The sequence below is a fragment of the Mycoplasma crocodyli MP145 genome (assembly GCF_000025845.1).
Lineage (GTDB): Bacteria > Bacillota_I > Bacilli_A > Mycoplasmatales > Metamycoplasmataceae > Mycoplasmopsis > Mycoplasmopsis crocodyli.
In genome coordinates this window covers 620,626-640,526 of sequence record NC_014014.1, presented here as the reverse complement: position 1 = coordinate 640,526, position 19,901 = coordinate 620,626, and the positions used below count along the sequence as shown (strand labels likewise).

General features: G+C 26.1%; 20 protein-coding genes. 12 read left to right on the top strand and 8 right to left on the bottom strand.

Annotated features, from left to right (window positions below):
* Nucleotide 1 precedes the first annotated feature (1 nt).
* The 4 genes from MCRO_RS02780 to rpsP form a co-directional block, all read right to left on the bottom strand.
* The gene (locus tag MCRO_RS02780; RefSeq protein ID WP_013054467.1) at nt 2-268 is read right to left on the bottom strand and encodes a hypothetical protein; all 267 of its coding nucleotides are present in this window, start codon (nt 266-268) and stop codon (nt 2-4) included.
* Nucleotides 269-577: 309 nt separating this feature from the next.
* Nucleotides 578-931, bottom strand: a complete 354-nt coding sequence (gene rplS, locus MCRO_RS02775) for a 50S ribosomal protein L19 (protein WP_013054398.1) — start codon at nt 929-931, stop codon at nt 578-580.
* The gene (trmD, locus tag MCRO_RS02770) at nt 921-1,607 is read right to left on the bottom strand and encodes a tRNA (guanosine(37)-N1)-methyltransferase TrmD (protein ID WP_013054343.1); all 687 of its coding nucleotides are present in this window, start codon (nt 1,605-1,607) and stop codon (nt 921-923) included. The genes rplS and trmD overlap by 11 nt, the downstream gene beginning before the upstream one ends.
* Nucleotides 1,607-1,864 (bottom strand): 30S ribosomal protein S16, encoded by a 258-nt coding sequence (gene rpsP, locus MCRO_RS02765; RefSeq protein WP_013054254.1) that lies wholly within the window; start codon nt 1,862-1,864, stop codon nt 1,607-1,609. Before rpsP ends, trmD begins: the two co-directional genes overlap by 1 nt.
* 151 nt (nt 1,865-2,015) lie before the next feature.
* Here rpsP and MCRO_RS02760 point away from each other — a divergent pair, with 151 nt between their 5' ends.
* The 6 genes from MCRO_RS02760 to MCRO_RS02735 all read left to right on the top strand — a co-directional run bounded on the left by MCRO_RS02760 (nt 2,016) and on the right by MCRO_RS02735 (nt 8,676).
* The gene (locus MCRO_RS02760) at nt 2,016-3,392 is read left to right on the top strand and encodes an aldehyde dehydrogenase family protein (protein ID WP_148207930.1); all 1,377 of its coding nucleotides are present in this window, start codon (nt 2,016-2,018) and stop codon (nt 3,390-3,392) included.
* Nucleotides 3,393-3,510: 118 nt separating this feature from the next.
* A complete protein-coding gene (locus MCRO_RS02755; RefSeq protein WP_041594071.1) occupies nt 3,511-4,404 on the top strand; it encodes an aromatic motif membrane protein in 894 nt (297 codons plus the stop codon).
* Complete coding sequence (locus MCRO_RS02750) at nt 4,394-5,368, top strand: aromatic motif membrane protein (protein ID WP_013054476.1); 975 nt, start codon at nt 4,394-4,396, stop codon at nt 5,366-5,368. The genes MCRO_RS02755 and MCRO_RS02750 overlap by 11 nt, the downstream gene beginning before the upstream one ends.
* Nucleotides 5,368-7,086, top strand: a complete 1,719-nt coding sequence (locus MCRO_RS02745) for an ABC transporter permease (RefSeq protein ID WP_013054533.1) — start codon at nt 5,368-5,370, stop codon at nt 7,084-7,086. Before MCRO_RS02750 ends, MCRO_RS02745 begins: the two co-directional genes overlap by 1 nt.
* Nucleotides 7,086-7,811 carry an ABC transporter ATP-binding protein gene (locus MCRO_RS02740; protein ID WP_013054623.1) on the top strand — a complete coding sequence of 242 codons (726 nt, stop codon included), beginning with the start codon at nt 7,086-7,088 and terminating at the stop codon, nt 7,809-7,811. Before MCRO_RS02745 ends, MCRO_RS02740 begins: the two co-directional genes overlap by 1 nt.
* Complete coding sequence (locus MCRO_RS02735) at nt 7,795-8,676, top strand: aromatic motif membrane protein (protein WP_013054583.1); 882 nt, start codon at nt 7,795-7,797, stop codon at nt 8,674-8,676. The genes MCRO_RS02740 and MCRO_RS02735 overlap by 17 nt, the downstream gene beginning before the upstream one ends.
* Before the next feature lie 36 nt (nt 8,677-8,712).
* Here MCRO_RS02735 and MCRO_RS02730 read toward each other — a convergent pair whose 3' ends face one another.
* The 4 genes from MCRO_RS02730 to MCRO_RS02715 all read right to left on the bottom strand — a co-directional run bounded on the left by MCRO_RS02730 (nt 8,713) and on the right by MCRO_RS02715 (nt 13,725).
* The gene (locus MCRO_RS02730; RefSeq protein ID WP_013054646.1) at nt 8,713-9,927 is read right to left on the bottom strand and encodes an endonuclease; all 1,215 of its coding nucleotides are present in this window, start codon (nt 9,925-9,927) and stop codon (nt 8,713-8,715) included.
* 2 nt (nt 9,928-9,929) lie between these two features.
* On the bottom strand, nt 9,930-10,781 hold the full coding sequence (locus MCRO_RS02725; RefSeq protein ID WP_013054170.1) for a hypothetical protein: 852 nt from the start codon (nt 10,779-10,781) through the stop codon (nt 9,930-9,932).
* 70 nt (nt 10,782-10,851) lie between these two features.
* Nucleotides 10,852-12,510, bottom strand: a complete 1,659-nt coding sequence (locus MCRO_RS02720; RefSeq protein ID WP_041594070.1) for a lipoprotein 17-related variable surface protein — start codon at nt 12,508-12,510, stop codon at nt 10,852-10,854.
* A gap of 276 nt (nt 12,511-12,786) precedes the next feature.
* Nucleotides 12,787-13,725 (bottom strand): hypothetical protein, encoded by a 939-nt coding sequence (locus MCRO_RS02715; RefSeq protein WP_013054695.1) that lies wholly within the window; start codon nt 13,723-13,725, stop codon nt 12,787-12,789.
* Between the two features lie 157 nt (nt 13,726-13,882).
* Here MCRO_RS02715 and MCRO_RS02710 point away from each other — a divergent pair, with 157 nt between their 5' ends.
* From MCRO_RS02710 to pyk, 6 genes are all read left to right on the top strand, one after another.
* Entirely contained in the window at nt 13,883-14,842 is a 960-nt protein-coding gene (locus tag MCRO_RS02710; RefSeq protein ID WP_013054562.1) for a phosphate acetyltransferase, read from the top strand.
* Nucleotide 14,843: 1 nt separating this feature from the next.
* The gene (locus MCRO_RS02705; RefSeq protein ID WP_013054515.1) at nt 14,844-16,037 is read left to right on the top strand and encodes an acetate/propionate family kinase; all 1,194 of its coding nucleotides are present in this window, start codon (nt 14,844-14,846) and stop codon (nt 16,035-16,037) included.
* Nucleotides 16,003-16,461, top strand: coding sequence for a pantetheine-phosphate adenylyltransferase (gene coaD, locus MCRO_RS02700; protein ID WP_337998349.1), 459 nt, complete (start codon nt 16,003-16,005; stop codon nt 16,459-16,461). The genes MCRO_RS02705 and coaD overlap by 35 nt, the downstream gene beginning before the upstream one ends.
* Nucleotides 16,461-17,051: a ribosome biogenesis GTP-binding protein YihA/YsxC gene (gene yihA, locus MCRO_RS02695; RefSeq protein WP_013054587.1), complete on the top strand. Its 591-nt coding sequence runs from the start codon at nt 16,461-16,463 to the stop codon at nt 17,049-17,051. The genes coaD and yihA overlap by 1 nt, the downstream gene beginning before the upstream one ends.
* Nucleotides 17,041-18,231 (top strand): MAG1430 family protein, encoded by a 1,191-nt coding sequence (locus MCRO_RS02690; RefSeq protein ID WP_013054139.1) that lies wholly within the window; start codon nt 17,041-17,043, stop codon nt 18,229-18,231. The genes yihA and MCRO_RS02690 overlap by 11 nt, the downstream gene beginning before the upstream one ends.
* A 224-nt stretch (nt 18,232-18,455) precedes the next feature.
* A complete protein-coding gene (pyk, locus tag MCRO_RS02685) occupies nt 18,456-19,889 on the top strand; it encodes a pyruvate kinase (RefSeq protein ID WP_013054193.1) in 1,434 nt (477 codons plus the stop codon).
* Nucleotides 19,890-19,901 lie beyond the last annotated feature (12 nt).

Sequence of the window (19,901 nt, the reverse complement as noted above, 5' to 3'; positions counted from 1 at the left end):
TTTATTTTTTCTTTATTTGACTATAGAATAGTTCTATAACTTCATTATTTATTTGTAGAAACAATTTATTTTTATCATAAATTGTTCTATCATATTTATTTCTACCAGTAGCTACATATTTAGGGTTTTCTTGGAAATAAAGTCTAATATTATAATTTTTAAAATTATATAAAACATTATATTCAAAAATCGGTAATTGAAAATCTCTGTAATAAAATGTTAAATTTTCATTATTTATTATATGCTCTTTTATGAAATTGACATTCAATGTAGTTTCAAATTGTGCAATGTTATTTACTTTTAAAACATCCTCGATATTACCGAATTTTTCACCATAATAGTTTGTTATTGTACTTACAATTTTGTTATCATGATTGATATTAATTTGTGAATTATTGGTTATGGTTTAAGTGAAATTTCAATATTTTCTTCAAACATTTCTTGTATCATTTTATTTATTACTTCATTATTGAATTTTATTTTTGATTTGTCAATTGTAATGTTAAACTTTTGATTTTTTACATCACTACAATTATATTAAAAAAAAGCCTATATAATAGGCTTTTTAGGAAATTTTTTATGCTTTTTTAAGTTCTTTAAGACGAGCGCTTTTACCACTACGATTTCTCATAAAGTAAAGTTTTTGTCTTCTAACTTTGTTTGAACGAACTACTTCGATTGAAGCAATAAGTGGTGAGTTAAGTGCATATGTTCTTTCAACACCGATACCATAAGAAAGCTTTCTTACAGTAAATGTACATCTTGTTCCTGATTCTTTTTTAGAAATAACAAGACCTTCGAAAACTTGAATACGTTCTTTTTCACCTTCTCTAATACGGTTGTGAACTCTAATGTTATCACCAGTATTAAATTCAACTAAATCAGTACGAAGTTGTGGTTTTTCAACTAATTCTAATAATTTATTTCTCATTGTTTTTTAACCTTTCTATTATATCTGGGCGATTTTTAAGAGTTTTCTTAAATCGCTCTTTATTTTTTCATTCATCAATTTCTTTATGATTTCCATTCACTAATACTTCTGGTACTAACATACCTTTGTATTCTCTTGGTCTAGTATATTGTGGATAGTCTAGTAATCCAATACCTTGGAACGAGTCATTCATATATGAATCTTCATTTATTACACCAGGAACCAGCCTTACAATACTATCAGCCATTACCATTGAAGGTAATTCACCACCAGTAAGAACAAAATCACCTATAGATAATTCAACATCAACAAGTTGAACAATCCTTTCGTCAAATCCTTCATATCTGCCAGAGATAAAAGTTATTTGTTCTTTTTTAGAAAGTTCATTTGCAATTTGTTGATTAAATACTTTTCCTTGTGGACTAACCAATACTTTGTAGCCACCTCTATCTTTTAATGAATCAAGCGCTAAATCAATTGGTTCAATTTGTAGTAGTAAACCATGACCACCACCAAAAATTTCATCATCAACTTTATTGTGCTTATTTTTACTGAATAATCTAAAATCAACAACTTCAAAATTAATAAGTTTTTTTTCAATAGCTTTTTTAATAACACTTTCTTCAATTAAAGGTTTGAAGTAATTTGGAAAAATTGTAAGAAAATTGACTTTCATTATTTTTTTGCTTTTAATAACTCTTCAGTTAATTTGTTTGTTCTAAACAAGTTTGCAACTGTTATTGTAGGTTGAGCACCTTGAGCCAATCATTTTGCAGTAGCTTCTTTATTKATTGTTAATTCTTTATTGTGTGGATTGTAGTGTCCTAAAGCTTCAATAAATTTACCATCACGTGGTGAGCGAGAATCTGTTGCAACCAATTTGTAAATTGCATTAAACTTGCTTCCCATACGTTTTAATCTAATTTTAACCATTTAAATTTCCTTTCATTTTATCAATACATACGTAATTAATGTATATAGTATAGCATATTTTTTTATAATGTCAAGTAAAATTGCTTGACAGTAAAAAATAAATAATTATTCTTTTTTGCTTAAAATATTTTGCAAGTTGTATCATAAATATATGAATAAATTAGAATTATTAAATACAAAACCTTCAAATTTTTTGAATAACAAAAGAAAAAGAAAAGAAATTTTAAAAGATATATACAATTGAATTAAAGTAAATAACAACAAAATTGAAGAAGCATTATATAAAGATTTAGGAAAACACCAAATTGAATCATATCTTTCAGAGATTCAAATAGTTTTAAAAGAAATAAGAATGTTAATTAATAAAATTGGGTGAACTACTAAAAAACATCGTGTTGGTAATAATATTTCGAATCCATTAACATATTTTGATTCATCATTTTATAAGTTTGAACCTTTAGGAACAATATTTATAATAGCTCCTTTCAACTATCCTTTTCATTTAGCAATTATGCCTTTAGTAGGAGCAATTGCATCAGGTAATAAAGTTATTTTAAAACCCAGTGATAAATGTAGTCATGTCGCAAACGTGATTAAAGATTTGATTTATCAAACAAAATTGCATAAGGTTGCTGAATATTTAGAACATGATAGTTTGGTTGAAGAAATAAATCAAATTATAGACTCGAAACCTAATTTAATTTTCTTTACAGGTTCAACTAAAGTTGGAAAAATTATCGATCTAAGAGCAAAGCAAAATGGAATAAATACAATAATGGAACTTGGTTCGCCATGCCCTGTTTATGTTGATAAAAGAACTAATGTTAAAGTTATTGCAAAAAGATTAATATGAGCTAAAAGTTATAATGCTGGTCAAACATGTGTCTCACCAAATCATGTTTTTGTTCATAAGGATATTTACCAAAGTTTCATAAATGAATTAAATAACCAAGCAATTAAACAGCTAGGAATTAATTCAGAAAGCAATTGGCAACTTGCAAAAATTATTAATCGTGAAACATTACAATATATAAAAGACAAATTTGAAAAATTAACAAAAAATAATTTAGTAGTTGACGAAGAACAAAACAAAATTCAACTTAAAATTTTTGAAGCTAATTTAGAAGAACATCAAGAATTTTTAAGATGAGAACTTTTTAGTCCAATACTTCCTGTTTTTAAAGTAGAAAATAGCGACCAAGCCATTAGTTTGTTTAATAAATATAATAATGATGCTCTTTCTGCTTATATTTGTACAACCGACAAAAAAGTAATAGATAATTTTATTGAAAAAACGAATTCTGGATCGCTTTCTATAAATGATATGCTTATACATATTTCTAATTCTCGTCTACCTTTTGGAGGGATTAATAATAGTGGTCATGGTAGATACAGGTATAAAGAATCAATTAGAGCATTCAGTAAAATTAGGAGTTATTATAAATCAAATAATAGTTTAGATTTTTCTTCAAGATTTTTACCTTATAGTCAAAAAAAATATAAATTTATTAAAAGATTTATAAAATAATAGAAGCAAATATTTTTTGCTTTTTTATTTATCATACTATAATTAAGGCAAATAAGTAAATAATTAAATTAAGTATATTACTTTATAATAATATATAATTTTCAAATAGAAAGGCAAAATGAAATATAACAAATTTTTAAAACATTCTTTAATTATAAGTACATTTGTACTTAGCACTTCACTTGTTAGCACAACATTAATAATTAACAAAAAAGATAAATTAAATATTAATTCTAGTGTAAATAAAACGATAGTTACAACAGAGGATTTAAAGCAATTTCATAAGAATAAATTTATTCTTACAATTCTTGATAGTTTCTATAAAGAAGGTGAATTTTTTCCTAATAAAAATCAAGATATTTTAACCAAAGAAAAAGAAGCTTATGTTTTAAATCAAGATGATAAAGATAAATTTATACTTGAACCATTAAAAAAGAATTTATATTATTTTAATGGTATAACTCTTTATGCGGGTGAAAACAAAGATCCATTTATTTCTGGTGACTTACCAAATATCGATAACAAAAGTTCTGAAAAAGAATTCAAAAAATTTATAGTCAATGATTGATATTTACTTTTAAAAAATCGTGAATCTTTTAATTGATTGGGTGTAAATGTTATTAATGATTTTGAAGATAATTCAAAATTAGTTGAAGAAATTACTTCGGAGTATAAAATAATTCCCACATCAAATAAGATAGTTGACGCAGTTAAATATGATTATAAAGACGATTATGATGAGTTAAATTATGAAGTTTGAATTTTAAAATTCAGTGATAATTCTTATCAAAAATTAAATATTCAAACAGGAATAATTAACGAAAAAAAAATAAAGAGAATTTTTGTTGAACCGATTATTTTTAAAGTTTTAGATTCAAATAAAAAGTTTATTGATGTGAAAATAGATGATATAAAAAACGTGATAAAAGATAAAACGATATATGAAGATTTCAAGAAAAAACATGGAACAATATTAACATACTTGTTAAAAGGAGTTAATGATGAAAATTAAAAAACTATTATTAGCTGCGCCTTTAATTATTGCACCCATTGCTATTACATCTTGTTCAGCAACCAACAAAATGCTAAAAGAGAAACCAATTTTTATAGAAGAAAAATTAAGTCTTGATAAAAATGAATTTCTAAAGCAAAGTGCTATAAAAGATATTCTTGATCAATATTATTTAAAGGATGCTTTTGAACCAAGAACACAAGAAGAACTTAATAAGGAAATGGATGATTATATTAAAGATCAACTTTATGATAATTTAGAAAATTATAAAGATGAACTTGAAAAAATAACTTCTTATTACACTATACCTTATAGTTTGTCTATTRAGGTTGGGTTATTTGGATCTCCACCTGAATTTCTAACTAAATACGAAGAAAAATTTACTCAGTTTTTCAAAAAAAATTGGTTGTTTAGTTTGTATACTATTCAAAATTTTGATTTTATAGGTTCATCCGATGCTCTTACCGGTGAAGGTGGTCAATTTTCGGTTAAGTATGCTTCTCATCTTCCTTGATTAATAAGAATTAAATCAAACAAAATTCTTGATCATGTAATGATCGTAAAACAAAATTTTGTTTATACAGATGAAGATGGGAATAAATCAAAAGGTCTTGAATCGGGAAATGATTATCAAGCTTATGAAAAAACATTTTATTTAAAAATGTTTGAAAACTACGTTATCAATTTATCTATTACAAGACGAAATGATTATACTGATCTTAACAATTTCAAAAAAGAAGTTAATATTTTTGCTAGATATAGATTAAGAGTTTTAGAAAAACTAATAAATGGAGAACAAAAAGAATTTAGTTTAGTAAACTTTGCAAACAATTTTCTTTTTGTTGATACAGATAACGATGTTACAACCCCTGCAAACAATAATGTTAGAAAAGACTATACAGAAGAGAAATATGGAGATATTATCCCGTATTATATTGCAGGTTATAGAAAGGATAAAAAATAATGGATAAAGTACATAAATATAATTTTGCAAATTATTTGTGATTTTATTTGATGAAGAAAAAAACAACATTTATTATTCCGCTAATATCTTTTGTTTCACTATTTATTATTGGAATCAGTTTAATAATAAATAGAAACTATTCAGACATTAATTTTCTAATAGTTATTCCTATTTTTGTAAGTTTGTTAATGACTGTATTGTTTGCAACAATATTTTCAATAAATATTTTTAAGAGTATGGAAAGAGAAGGGCTTGAGCTTATAGTTTGTTCAAGACCAGTAACAAGAAAAAATATTTTAGCTACTAGAATAGGATTCTTATTTCTTTTTGGATTTGTTTATTCACTAATTATTTTTGTAATATTTTTAATATTTTTAACAGTATTAAAATCAAGAATTGGTGATTCTAATTACTATAGATATTTATTTTCAAGTTTTGGAGTAAACTTATTTGCATTTTACTTTTTTGGCTTGGTTACAGCACTTTTGGCAACAAAACTAAATAGAAGAATAGCCATTGCATTTAGTTTGACAATTTTTACTCCATTATTTTTGGTGGGTAATTTATCAACTTATTTTAGCGAATCAAGAATGAATGGTTATGGTGTTAGACTTAACAATAAATATAATGATTTAGATACATATGCATTTAGTTTAGATAATGAAAAAGACAAACTTTATTTAGTTAATAGAACTGAAAAAAACAATTATAATGAGCATAAAAAATTATTTAATGAAGTAAAAGGTAATGCAAACATAGCACAAGTTATGGGTTGATTAAATATTCCATATCAAATGGGTATTGTTTCTTCAAACTACGGAACAGATTACTTTAACAATCAAAGATTAAGTGACTCAAAATATTTAAGTAAAGTTGATTTTTATTCAAACAATAATGATGTTAGATATAAATATTTAATGAGCAATGACAATATAAAAATGTTTGTTCCAACCGCACCGTTAATCAATAATGACATTAGTGATGCAAATTTAAAGTGATCTACAAATAATTTAATTTATGCATGAGAAAATGCTGACTCCAAAAATGAACTAGTTGAAGATAATTTTGGTTTTAGTTCAATTGATGATTTTGCAGGTAAATTAAATTGAAAAGTTATTCAAAAATTTTTACACCTTGATGAGTTTGATGAGTTTTTTAAAGAAAACATAAAACTTGATGTAAACAATAAAGAAGCAACATTGCAAGAATTTAACTCGCAAATATTTGATTCATTTAATGAATTTGGTAAAAATATTCTATTTAATGAAATATTTTCAAGATCAGGAATAACTGAATCTTATCAACAACAAATTTATTTATATGTAATTACATATTACTATATGTTTTACAAACACAATCAATCAAGTTTGTTTGAAACCATACTTAAAAATAATAAAGCAGATGTTAATCAAAGTCAATATAAGGTTCAAGTAAAAATGAAAAGTGGAACTTTAAGAGCGTATATTATTGGTGGATTTAGTTCATACTTGCCAATTATTGAAACAATTAAATCAGGAGCATCAACTAAACAAGTTTCAAGAATGAAACTACAAAAAGATGAGAATGTTTCAGTGTTTAAAGAAGTAAGTAATATATTTACAGTACAAAGAAGTTCTACTGCATTTCCTGATTATGGAGTTGCACTATTATGGTCGTTTTATATTTTACTTTTAGTTGGTGGAGTTGTATATATTTATAGCAGAAAGGATTTTAAATAATGGAAAATAAAAAAATAGTTGAAGTTATTAATTTCTCAAAATCCTATAATAATAAAGATTATGCACTTAAAAATTTAAGTTTTGATATTTACCCTGGAAAATTTCATGCCTTTATTGGTTCAAATGGAGCTGGAAAAACTACAACAATAAAGGCACTTGTTAACGCTTATAATAAATGAGAAGGTAAAATTCTTATAAATGGAATTGAAAATAAATTTGCACAGGCTAAAGCAAAACTTGGATATATGCCCGAAAATCCAATTTTTCCAAGCAACTTTACAACATATGATTATCTTTATTCTTTCGCTCTTTTAAGTGGACAAAAAAGAAGTTTAGCAAAAGAAAATGTTTCAAAAATTTCTGAATTACTAAATATTATTGAATTACTTAATAGAAAGCCTGATAGTTTTTCAAGTGGTCAAAAAAAGAAAATATTGTTAGCTCAGTCTCTTATTAACGATCCGGATTTATTGATTATGGATGAACCGGCAGCTAATCTAGATCCAAACGCTCGTGAAGAATTATTTTCAATTCTAAATGATGTTAAAGCTCAAGGTAAGACTATATTCATTTCAACACATGAACTTTATGAAATAAGTAGATTTGTCGATTATGTAACTATTATTGACAAAGGTCAATTAATTTACAATGGAGAATTTAAGGAAGATAATTTAAATAATTTCTACTTTAAAAAAGTTAAGGAATTTTATGAAGTTAAAGAGTAAAATTTTACCTTCATTATTACTTTTCGGTTCTGTTCTGTCTTTAACTTCTTGTTTACCAAATATACAAAAAGAAAAGATTATTGAAATTAAAAATACTATTGAGAAGAACCAAAAAGTAATGCTCTTAGATGATATGGTCGAAGTAATATTAGGTAGTAAGGATGAAGCTTTGTTAAATAAATTTAAACAAGAACAAACTCCTAGCGATGAATGAAAAGGTAACTTAACTTTAAAGGTTGAAGAATATGAAAAACTTTTTCGTAATCCTAAAGTAAATGCAAAGGATTTAGAAAAAGTTGATGTTGAATTATCTAAAATGATTAATGAAAAGTGGTATTGATATTTAAATCATCTAAGAGAGTTTGAATACAATTTTTATAAAGTTGATGATTTTTTTGATTTCAAAATTAAAAAATGAAATCTTGAATTCAATCAAGAATACAAGGAAAATAGAGACAGCATTACTAAAATTTATAAATCCTCTCAACACTATTATCCTGTTTCAAATCAACCGGTTCAAGTATTATCACTCGACGAAATAGATGGAGATTCAGGTGGTCAATTTTACCTTAAATTCAATGATCAATTCTACTTACCATTTAATTATCAAACTAAATATAATACTGATGGATCAAGACTAATAATTGCAAATATAGGTAATAATATTTATAGATTTTCAACCAATAAAATTGTTAATATAAGAACATACCACAGGTTTTGACACAACTTTGCTTATCACTCCAATTTACCTTCATTAATGGAACAATTAACTCCTGAATGACAAAACTTTGTTAAGTCATCAGGATATGTATTAAACTATAAAATAACTGGATACGGAAAAAATAAATACTTACCAGGTGTATAAAAAAGAAACTTGTTTTAGCAAGTTTCTTTTTTAAAATTATTTATTAATTTTAATAAGAACGCCTTTGTTTATGAAGGTTTCTGTTCCGTTTCCTCATATTAGGCTTACAAGTTCTGGATAGTCACTAAATGGGTTTCTTAGTCCATTAAAGTGCTTAGCAATTTGATTATTTCTATCGACATCAAATTCGGAAAGTTTATCCTTATTTGCTCAATTTATATAAACATCTAAGTAAGTTTTTTTGAAATAAGGAAAGTTAGCATCAAAAACTAAATTTCCATTTGAGCTGTATCCATTTTGATGTGTTGCTTGGAAGTAAAAATATGCTCTAGCTATATCACCTTTAAACTCATCAATAGGTTCAGAAACATCGTTACCAATCTTTGTTCCATTTAAGCTTGTTTTAACAATAGTAACAACATTATTGTGTGGAAGATTTCCTCTTAGAGCGTTAACCTTAATATCCGTTGGTCATACAAAATGAGCATCATTTCTCGTAGGATTTGCTTTACTAAATCATGATTGTGGAATAACATGTTCTCTATTAAAACCTTGGCCTTCGTTTGCAGCGGATGAACCATTATTATTGAAATTATAATTATAAGGATCATTACCTGAAGGATTTTCAGAATAAATATCTAACAATGAATTGTCTTTTTCATAGTATTTATCTTGAAATGCATCTTTATAAATTCCATAAAGGTCTCCATATTGTTTTATTCCGCCAACATATTTCTTTTGGAGTTTGTGAATTGCCTCAAATAATTCTTTGCCTCTTAATCCTTGTAATTCTTGATAGTAATTATTTGATGAATCATAAGTTAAACTTTCTATTCCGGGAGTAACTGGGGTCACTGGTGTAACTGGTTTATTTTCATCATCACTTTTATTTTTATTTAATATTTGATTTAAGTTTATTTTAAATTCGTATAATCCAGATACATTACTATTTGCTGAATTAATAATGTTGTATTTTATAATTAAATCATTTTGGTTTAATAGAAATTCTTTAATTTCAATATTCATCATTAAGTCATTATTCCCAATAATTGAAAACGTTTTTAGATAATCTAAATTTATATCTTCTTTCTTATCTACCTTGCTTATAGGTAAAAAAGAAATTGATTTTGAATATTCATCTAATTTTTTTGGTTCTTCATTATTTTGTTTATTACATGAATATACAACAGTTGGTGTTAGTGCTATAGTGACAACTGATAGCATTGAATACATTAATTTTCTTTTTATCATTTTTACTCGAGTTCCACAACAAAAATTTTATTAGGTGACGATTCACTTTTTATTCTAATTTTTATTATTAATTTTTTTGTTTCATTGTAAGAAAAGAACAATCATCTTCTATTTCTTTCTACTGGTGCACCGTTATTGTAATTTTCAGGTGGAATAATATTTTGAATTTCTTCAATAGTTAATTCAGAAGAAAATTTTAAAAACTCAAGATCATTATTCGCCTTTTTACTTGATTGACCAAATTTAAATTTTATATTTTCAACTTTTGTTGCTTCACCAGGTATAAATTTTATTGTACTTCTGCCTGCTCCATCTTGCCCAATTAAATCTTTGATTTTTTGTATTGTCGAAGAATAATTTTGGTTTTTCTTATCAACAATAATTAATTTGTTTTCGCTAGCTAACGTTTCTAGTTTTCCTAGCTTCATATCTTTATCTGGTTTTGCTGGTTCAGTAGGAGTTTTGTTATCGGTAGGTTTAGGTTGAGGAGTTGTTTTATCATCAACTTTTAAATCTTTTTTAAAACCAGTTATTATAAATGATTTTGTCTCAAAAATCTTTTTACTTACATATTGACCGGTAATAATCATTTTTAAATTAGTATTATCAGTTTGTACTTCCAATGAATCTAATTTAAATGTATATTTGTCATTTAAAGAAGTAACTACAATATCTGTTATTTGAATATCTTTTGCTAACTTTTCATCTCTTTTAACTTCGTTTTTAAGTTCATATTTAAGATTTTTTCACATTTCAGTTTTTTGTGTTTCATGTGTTTTGTTACAAGATACTGCAAAAGTTGAAAGTGCTGCTATTGATATGTTCCCTAGTATTATTGGTATTTTTTTATTCATATTAATCCTTATCATTATTTTTATAAAATTGCTATTAAAGCCGAAAAACCAGTTTTTATTTTAATATTTATTATTCTAAATCTATAGTGTAGATAGTATCACTATTTGTTTCGCTGGTAACTCTAAATTTAATAATTAATTTACCGTTTTCATCTAAACTGAAAAATAAAGCTCTTCTATTTTTTACATCTTTACCATCATCATAATTTTTAGGACAAGATATATTTTTACCTATTGTTTTATCTATTTCATTATCGGTATATTTTAAGAATGAAATAACATTATTTTGAGAGTTTGCATTTTTAGAAATATCTCCATATTTAAATATTATTTCTGAAGCTTTTTGAGCTTTACTAAAATCTTGTTTTATGTAAGATTTTCCCTTACCATCAGGTCCTATAAGTTTTTTAATAGCTTCAATTGTCGTTGCATAGTCTGTTGAACTCTTATCAACTATAAAGAGTGTTTTATTCTTAGCCATTGTTTCAATTTTACCTAGTGGAACAGGTTTAAATCCGGTTATTTTTAATGTTTTTTCTTCGGAGAATAATGTTGGTGTTTCAATGCTTTTTAGATTAACAATAACCGAAACTTCACCAATTTCATTATTAATTTCAAATGCTCTTTTTTCAACTGTATACTTTGATTCATCATGTCCTTTTAATTCAAGTTGATCGATTGTATATTCTTTTGCTGTGTGATTTGGATATTCTGTATTTGGTAAACCGGTTATTCCAATAGTTACTTTTTTCAATTCCTCATTAATAGCTTTTTGTTCTGGGCTTTCTATCTTCATAAATCCACTGATTAATCCAGCCTTAGAGTCACTGATTATCTTTGTATTTGATTTTAGTTTTAATTGGTATTTAAAGCTTATTTCACCTTTTGTATTATCTGCCTTATATTCCGGTAATACAACTTCATACTTAGAGTCAAACCCTGTAAATTCAAGTGATGCTTGTTGTATTTCAGTTGCTTTTTTTGTTCCGTATTGATCCGCTGCTAATTCCTTTATGCTTACAACAACTTTTGCTAATTCTTCATTTGCTAGTTCTAATTCAGTTTTTGCTGTAGGTGTTGTTGTGTCTTTTTTAAATCCAATAATATTTTTTTCTTTGGTATCACTAAGAACAGTTGTCTTTTCTTTTAGTCTTAATTGGTATTTAAAACTTATTACGCCTTTTAGATCATCGCTTTTAAACTCTGAGACTACAACTTCATATTTTGCATCTATTCCTTCAAATTGAAGTAATGTTTGTTGAATTTCGCTTGCTTTTTTTGTTCCGTATTGATCTGTTGCTAATTCCTTTATGGTTATAACAACTTTTGCTAATTCCTCATTTGCCAATTCTTTATCAGTTTTAGCGTCAGCACTTGTTCCTGATTCACTTTTAAAACCAGAAATAATGAATGTTTTAGTTTCAGAAATTTTTCCTGATTTTTCGCTACCTGTAATTGTAATTTTTAAACTTACTTTATCGGTTTGAACTTCTAAGGAATCTAATTTAAAATTGTATTTATCAGCTAATGACGAAACTACAATATCTGTTGTTTTTATATCTTTTGCAAAAGTATTGTTTCTTTTAACGTCTTGTTTAAGATCATATTTTAATTTAGTTCACATTTCCATTTTAATTTCAGCATCAGTTAATTTATTACATGAAATTAATGTTGCACTAAGTCCTAATATAGAAATAGTTCCTAGAGTTAATAGTATTTTTTTCTTCATTTTTATGTCTCCTTTAAATGTAATTTAATTTTATATAATTTGATAAAAAGACAAAAATAAGGAAAAATGTGGAAATGTGAAAAAAAATTAAATAAAGCATTTTACGATAGTTATATGATAATAAATCAATAAAAATGAAGATTTATATTTTTTCAATATTTTGATAATGCAAGTTTTTTTGTAAAAAATAAATTTAGTTAGCAAAAGAACTCATTTTTTAGTGATTTGCCAATAAAAAACATATAAAAAAACCGAAGTTGTTTCAGTTTTGATATATTAGTTTAACTTGAGATTTCTTAATGCAGCTATTTGGTTAATTGTTTTTTCTAAATTTTCATATGATTTTTTAAAATCTAGTCCTTCTTCTTGTAAAAAAATATCTAATTTTGATTTTGTACATCATTCTTTAAATTCTAATAATTTTGTTTCAAGTTTATTTAAGGCTTCCTTTATTTTTTGATCATCTGTATATGTTGCCTTTTTAAACTCATTAATCATTTTTAAAACATCTTTTTTAATAAAAAGATTGCTATAAAGATTATTTAATTCTATTAACATGTTACCCATTACGTGAACATGTTCATCATGACCGTGTCCAACATTTGGAAGGTGTTCGTGATTAGATCCGCTTTTTTGATTATCTTCATAATACTTAACATTAAAAATAGTTTCTATTCCAAAATGATTAGTTTTCTTTAAAGTTTCAACTCACTCCTCGTTTTTTATTACAACATTATTATTAATGTTATTAATCGCTTTATTTAAGTTTGTTAATTTAAAGTTTCAATTCTTTGAATCTTTAAAAACTTCTATAAAAACATCTTTTGCATGTTTAATTAAATGGATAAAGTCTTCATCAATTAAGTCATCTAATTCTGCAAATTTGGCTGCAATAACTTCCTTACCTACTACTTCTTTAAATTCATCAAATCCTTTATCAAGTGAATTAATGCTTTGTTTTTCATTTAAATCTATTCCAATAACTTTTTCAAAAAGTTGATTTAAAACTTTTTTTGAACCTGTTGTATATTCTTCTTTATTAAATTTAGTTTTATTAACTTCTTTGATATCTTCATCAAGCTTCATTAATAACTTTTGTGAATTTCTATCAACTTCACTTAGAACCTTTTCATTATTACCATTATTACAAGACATAATGGCTACTGGTAATCCAAAAAGTGGTGAAATTGAGAGGAATAATAATTTCTTTTTCATATATTCTCCTTATATTATTGTTTAGTAATATTACAACTATATTTTACAACAAAAAAATCAAGACAAACACATTTTTTAAAATATCTATAAATAAAATTTTTATTAATTTATAATTCTAATATTAATTAATTACAGTCATGAAAATGGAGACAAAAAAATGAAGTTTACAGATATTTTAAATAAAAAAATAAACAGTATTAAAACAAAAAAACGAATTGTTTTAATAGATGGAAATGATCAACGTTCTATTGATGCTTCTAAAATTTTATCAGCATACAAGAACATTGAAGTTATTCTGCTTTTAGAAAAAGCAGATGAAAAACTAAATGGTTATAACACATTAAATATGTTTGAAGATAAACAAAAAATAGAAACTTATATTAATCAATATGTTGAACTAAGAAAAGGAAAAGAAACTTCAGAACAAGCGCGTGTTCAAGTTTCAACAAGACCTTTTTATGCTATGATGATGTTGTTCAACGGTGAAGTTGATGGTGTTGTTGGTGGATTAAATTACTCAACAGCTGATATTTTAAAAGCAGCATTTAAGGCAATTGGTCCTAAGCCAGGTATAAAAACAATTTCATCAGTTATGATAATGCATAAAGATGAAGATTCTTATATCTTTAGTGATATATCAGTTAATCCAAAGCCAACAAAAGAACAATTAAGCGATATAGGAATTAATGCAGCATCTTTTTCAAGTGTTTTAGGTTTTGACCCAAGAGTTGCATTCTTAAGTTTTTCAACAGATGGTTCAGCAGTTACTGAAGATACAAAATTAGTAAAAGAAGCATGTGATGATTTTAATAGCAAATGAAATGGTACAAAAGCTATAGGAGAAATTCAACTTGATGCAGCTGTTGATATGGGTGTCAGAAAAACAAAATATAAATCTAGTTCATATAATGAATTATCAAACACACTAATATTTCCTGATTTAAATTCAGGAAACATCGGATATAAATTAGTGCAAAGGTTCGCACAATATGGAGCAATTGGTCCTATTGTTGTAGGTATTAAAAAACCTGTTAATGACCTTTCAAGAGGAAGTAGTGTAGAAGATGTTGTTAATACCGTTTTAATAACAACACTTCAATCAGAAGGAGAAAAATAATATGTCAAAAATTTTAGTTATTAATGCTGGTAGTTCATCAATTAAGTTATCTTTATTTAATAAATCTGATTTTTCTTTAATTGCTAATGGTATAGCAGAAAGAATTACTTTAGAAAAAGGAAACATAACTATTAAGTTTGGTAAAAAATATGAATTTGAAGCAATAATGCCTAACCACAAAGTTGCAGTAGAAAAAATATTAGAAATTTTTGACCAAATTAACTTAGTTAAAGACAAAAAAGAAATCGAGTATATTGGTTTTAGAGTGGTTCAAGGTGGTCCATATTTTGCTGGTCCATCAAAATTAACTGATAAAGAAATTGCACTAATTGATAAGGTTTCAATTTATGCACCATTACATAATCCTGGTGCAGTTATGGCTATGAAAGCCTTTAAAGAAGTAATGCCTCATGCAAAAATGTCTGCTAATTTTGATACAGCATTCCATATGACTATAGACAAGGTTAATTCAACTTATCCAATTCCATATCAATGAACTGAAGAATATGGAGTTAAACGTTATGGAGCTCATGGTATTTCGCATAAATATATAACAAATACTATTGAAAAAATTCTTAATAAAACCGGAGTTACTTATGTAAATCTACATATCGGTAATGGTGCAAGTCTTTGTGCAATTAAAGATTCTAAATCATTTGATACATCAATGGGACTTACACCTTTAGCAGGAATTATGATGGGTTCAAGAAGTGGTGATATTGATCCTTCAATTCATGAATTTATTGTTAAACAAACTCATATGGATATTTCACAAGTTACTGATGTTCTCAATAAGAAAAGCGGGTTGCTAGGAGTTTCTGGTATTTCAAGTGATATGCGTGACGTTTCTAAAAATGCAAAAGAAGGTAATGAAAGAGCAAAATTTGCTTTAGATCTATATGCCCAAAGAATAGCTGATTATTTATCAATTTACTTAAATAAAATAGGACCTAAAATTGATGCTGTTGTTTTTACAGCTGGCGTTGGTGAAAACGATTTTAACTTCAGACAAAATGTAATTAATAAAATAAATATTGTAAAACTAGAATTAGATTCTGAATTAAACCAATCAAAAATAGATGAATACAAAGTGATTTCATCAAAAAATAGTTCTATTCCAGTATACGTAATTAGAACGAATGAAGAGTTATTAATTGCAAATGATGCAATTAAATTATATGAAGGCAAAAAGTAAAAAAGCTATCTATGCTGGTTCGTTCGATCCTTTTCATAAAGGTCATTTAGAATTATTAAAAAAGTCTCTTAAACTATTTGACTATGTTTACTTAGTTGTTTCGATTAACCCAGATAAAAATAATGCATTAAACCTTGATAGAAGATACAAAAATGTCTGTGACATTGTAGAAAAAGAAAAATTATTGAATGTTGAAGTCCTTTTAAATACAAATGATTTAATTGCTAATGTAGCTAAAAAATACGGTGTAAATTTTTTAATAAGAAGTTCAAGAAATGAGAATGATTTTCAATACGAAATGGAATTAGCAGCAGGTAATAAACATGTTAATAATGACCTTGAGACTGTTATTTTAATTCCAGATTATGAATATATAGAATATTCTTCAACTCTTGAGAGACACAAGGAAAAGTTGGGTAAATAATGTACAAATTTATAAAATCGTCAACTGATAAATCAAATTGATATGACCATCAAGCGAGTGAAATATGCTTTTGAGGTCGATCTAATGTTGGAAAAAGCAGCCTTCTTAATGCAATAGTTAATAATAAATCATTAGCTAGAGTATCTAAAACACCAGGAAGAACTCAATTATTAAATTACTTCGAAAATGATCTTAGTAAAAATATTATTGTAGACCTGCCGGGTTATGGATATGCAAAAATATCAAAATCACAAAAAGATAAGATGCTAAAAATGATTGATGAATACCTTAAAAATAGTTCATCATTAAAAGCTGTTTTACTTTTAATTGATTCTAGGCACGGAATCACAAATATCGATAGAGAAATAATAAATTATTTAGTATCGATCAATTTACCAATAGTACTAATATATACCAAAATTGATAAATTAAATCAAAAAGAAAAATCACAATTAATCAAAATGTCTAAAAACGAATTTTCAATTAATAAATTCAATTATCTATTTGTCTCGTCTCAAACAAGACAAGGAATTGATGAACTCAATAAGAATATTGATGATATTTTCAAAGGAGAATTATATGAATTTTAAAATTAAAGCCTTATATTTAGGAACAGCAATTGTTCTTGTTTCTTCCACATTAACTGCATCACTTGTTGTACTTGATAACAAAACAAAAAAAGAAAATTCAAATTTTCAAAAAGATAAGGCTCAATTGTTTAGTTCAAATAAGTTTATCACGCTTGAAGATTTTGATTTTTTATCAAATGTAAACAAATTAGATATCTCAAAACGATATGCAAGAGATTTTGTTACAAAAAACCCTTTTATTAGAAATCATGCAACTAATAAAGGTGATTATTGAAGAAATCAACTAACTGTTAAGTCTGAATTTGAAGATGATAGTGACTTTTTCTTAAAAGCAAAACACAATATGCCAATAAATGTCCTATTTGAAAAATATGCAATTGAATATGAAAGTTATGCAAACGATAATTTTGGAATTTTATACTTAAAAGTAAAAGCAACTGCTAAAAATACAAATGAAAAAGTTAAAACTATGGAAAAGGTTTTTTCATTGCAAGGATTTAAAAAGTTCACTAATCTTGAAGACCAAAATCATTCAATAATACTTTCAAACTTGTTTCTTAAAGGTGATTTAACGAAGTCTAATTCATATGATACTATTTATAGCCAATATTTAAACACTGATGATAAAGGAAGAAAAGAACTAATAAACAAATGATTTGTACTTGATGTAGATGGTTCTGGTGCTATTGATAATAATTCAATTGAAATGCAATTGGAACACCCTAATAAGCACCCTAAGTCATTAAAAATTTTATACAATATTCAAGTTAAAACATATTCAGCTACACTTGATGACTTAACAACAATTGATTTGGTTTCGATCGAAAATTCAAATAAAAGAGTTATTGAAATTCCACTTAATTTTATTGAAACAAATACAGTTTCAAAAACTTTGAAATTAAGTCCGAAAGATAATAAATCGTGATCAGACTTATTTAGAAAAGATTTAAGATTTGATAGAACTACAAATACTATTACTAACCTGGAATTGAAGTTTGATAATACATCTTATAAACTTGATGATTATATAATTACATTGAGTGATTTTAGACAAGATGATGTTGATAAAGATAATTATTTAGTTCCATATTCTATTATATCCAAGGCAGATTATAACAAAGGGATATCTTATGTCGTAAGTGGAGAAATTAAAATTCTTAAGAGCCTTCTTAAAAAATAATTAGATAAAAACATGCACAAACAAGCATGTTTTTCTTATTATTTTTTTTGTTCTTTTTTAGTTTTACAATTAATTTCTATTTTGATAATTAAGAGACGAAACAAAATTATTCATTAATAGTAAAAAAATGTTGTGTAAATTATTCCATTAATATAAATTAACTTATTTTAATTTTCCGTATCATATGTTAAAATAATAGCAATTAAATATATTTAGGAGAAAATATGAATCTTACAGAAAAGAGAAGTAAGTTAATAGTTACAGTTGGACCTTCAAGTGATAACTATGATACTTTACGTGCATTAATCGAAAATGGAGCAACAGCAGTTAGAGCAAACTTTAGCCACGGTGATCACGCAGAACAATTAAACAAATTTGTTTTGGGGCAAAAAGTTTCAAACGATTTAAGAATTCCGGTTTCATTAATTTTAGACACAAAAGGACCAGAAATTCGTATTGGTAAAATGAAAGACGGTGCTCAAACAATTAAAGCAGGAACAAATATTCTTATTTGAACTACACCAGACAAGTTTAAAAATCTTGAAGGAACAGAAAACGAAATTACAGTTGCTTACGATATGTCAAGAGATTTAAGTGTTGGAAATCAAGTTCTTATTGATGATGGTAAACTATCAACGGTTGTTACTGAAATAGGAAAAGGGTTTGTAAAAGCAGTTGCTGAAAATACACACAAAATTAAAACAAACAAACGTATTAATTTACCAGGTGTTGATTTTACATTACCATTCTTAGCAGAAAAAGACATAAACGATGTTGTTTTCGGAATCAAAAGTGGAATTCACTATGTTGCAGCTTCATTTGTTAACTCAGCTAAAAACGTTAAAGAATTACGTTCATTATTGGACAAAAATGGCGGGAAACATGTTCAAATAATTTCTAAGATTGAATCACATTTAGGAATTATGAATATTGATGAAATTATTGAAGCATCAGATGGAATTATGGTTGCTAGAGGAGATTTAGGGTTAGAAATCCCTTACTATGATGTTCCTTACTATGAAAAAGTTATGATCAGAAAATGTCGTGAAGCAGGTAAACCAATTATAGTTGCTACACAAATGTTAGACTCAATGGAAAATGTTCCTCACCCAACAAGAGCTGAAGTAACTGACGTTTATTATGCAACAGAACTTGGAGCGGATTCTACAATGCTTTCAGGTGAAAGTGCAAATGGACAATTTCCAGTTGAATCAGTAAAAGTTATGTCAGCAATTAACAAAAGAGCTGAAAAAGAATTTTACTCAAAAAATTACTATGATATTCAACTTGAAGAAGTTAGAAAAAATTCAAATGACAAAGACAATAGATCATTAATAGCTTATGATGTTGCTAATAAAGCACGTCGTGGTGATTACAAATTCGCTGTTGTTCTATCAAGAACAGGGCAATTATTAAAAGAAGTTGCTAAATTCCGTCCAAATACAGCAATTATTGGAGTATTAAATGACGAAAAATTAATTGGTGCATTTGGTATTACTTCAAGTGTATTTGTATCAGTTGATTCATTAAAATTATTTAATAAAATTAAAGAAAATCATGCAATTGCAACAGAAGCTTTAGAACCGTACGGTGTTCAACCAGGTGATAGATTCTTAGTTGTTGAAAACCATTCAATTACTGAACACATTATCAAATAATTTAAAACAGCT